Annotated in this window: 1 protein-coding gene; it reads left to right on the forward strand. The window is 69.9% G+C overall.

Annotated elements, in window-relative coordinates; translation table 11 throughout:
* Positions 1 to 1,457, forward strand: a 1,457-nt coding sequence (locus ABZV34_RS39200) for a SpoIIE family protein phosphatase (RefSeq protein WP_356287992.1), incomplete at its 5' end; no start/stop codon positions are given.
* Positions 1,458 to 1,651 lie beyond the last annotated feature (194 nt).

The raw sequence follows: 1,651 nt of genomic DNA on the forward strand, positions 1-1,651 counted from the left end.
CGTCGGCCGGACGGCGGATCGCCTACGCCGCGGATTCACCCCAGGCCCGCAGCCTGTCCTCGGGCCTGCCGGTCCTGGAGGAGACCGGATCAGGTGAGGCCGGGCCCCCGCTCGACGCCGAACCGTGGGCCCATTCCGTACTCGTCGTACCTCTGCGCGCCCGTGGCACGACGCTGGGGCTCGTCACGTTCCTGCGCGGCAGGACCTCCGCCCGATTCGACGGCGACGACCTGTCGCTCGCCGAGGAACTGGCCACCCGTACCGCCGTCTGCATCGACAACGCACGCCGCTACACCCGCGAGCGCGCGGCCGCTCTCGCACTGCAGCGCGACCTGTTGCCCCGGTACATTCCGCCGCAGACGGCCGTCGAAGTGGCCCACCGCTATCTCCCCGCTCACCTGGCCGGTGTCGGTGGCGACTGGTTCGACGTCGTGCCGCTCTCCGGAGCGCGGGTCGGGCTGGTCGTCGGCGACGTGGTGGGCCACGGTCTGCGCGCCGCCGCCACGATGGGGCGCCTGCGCACCAGTGTGCGCGCCCTGGCACGACTGGACTACACCCCCGACGAACTGCTCACTCGTCTCGACGACCTGGCCGAGCAGACATCCGAGGAACAGACGGCGGCCCGTCGCGTGAGCGGTCAGCCCGCCGATTCCGAGACGTACGACGACCCGGCGCTCGGCGTGACCTGCCTCTACGCCGTGTACGACCCGGTCACCGGGCGGTGCGGCCTGGCCCGCGCGGGGCATCTGCCGCCGGCGGTCGTCACCCCCGACGGCATCCTCACCTTCCCCGAGCTCCCCTCCGGCCCACCGCTGGGTCTGGGCGGTCTGCCGTTCGAGAGCGCGGAACTCGAGCTGCCCCGGGGCAGCCTTGTCGCCCTCTTCACCGACGGGCTGGTCAGGGGCCAGGATCATGACGTCGAGCTCGGACTCGAACGGCTGGGCCGGGTGCTGTCCGAACATGAGAAGCCGCTGGAGGAGTTGTGCGATCAGATCATCGCCGAACTCCTCCCCGAAGGCCCGGCCGCCGACGACGCGGCCCTGCTGCTCGTACGCACCCGGGTGCTGGACTCGCACGAGGTGGCCGTGTGGGAGCTGCCCCTGGATCCCGCGGCGGTCGGACGCGCCCGCAACCTGGCCAGTCGGCAGCTGCGGAACTGGGGGCTGGCGGAACTGTCCTTCACCACCGAACTGGTCGTCAGTGAACTGGTCACCAACGCGATCCACTACGCCTCCGGACCGATCCAGCTCAGACTGATCCGCGACCGCAGCCTGCTGTGCGAGGTCTCGGACACGGGGCACACCACGCCCCACCTCAGACGGGCCGCCAGCGACGACGAAGGCGGGCGCGGTCTGTTCATCGTCGCGCACATGGTCCAACGGTGGGGCACGCGCTATTCGGCGGCCGGCAAGACCATCTGGACGGAACAGCCCCTCCCGCCTGCGGACGCGCTCTAGGGCCTGTGTGATGTCGTGATCATTTTCGGGTTGTGTCCTGTTTGAGGGGTGGAATCCGGTAGGACTGTGGTCGTGACGCGTAGGCAACTCACTCATGCGCAGTGGAAGTTCGTCGAGCCGTATCTGCCGATCGGTAGGTACGGCCCTTACCCGGAGCGGTTGCGGGAGCAGTTCGAGGGTGTGATCTGGCGGTT

Source organism: Streptomyces sp. NPDC005195 (genome assembly GCF_040608315.1).
Lineage (GTDB): Bacteria > Actinomycetota > Actinomycetes > Streptomycetales > Streptomycetaceae > Streptomyces > Streptomyces kaempferi.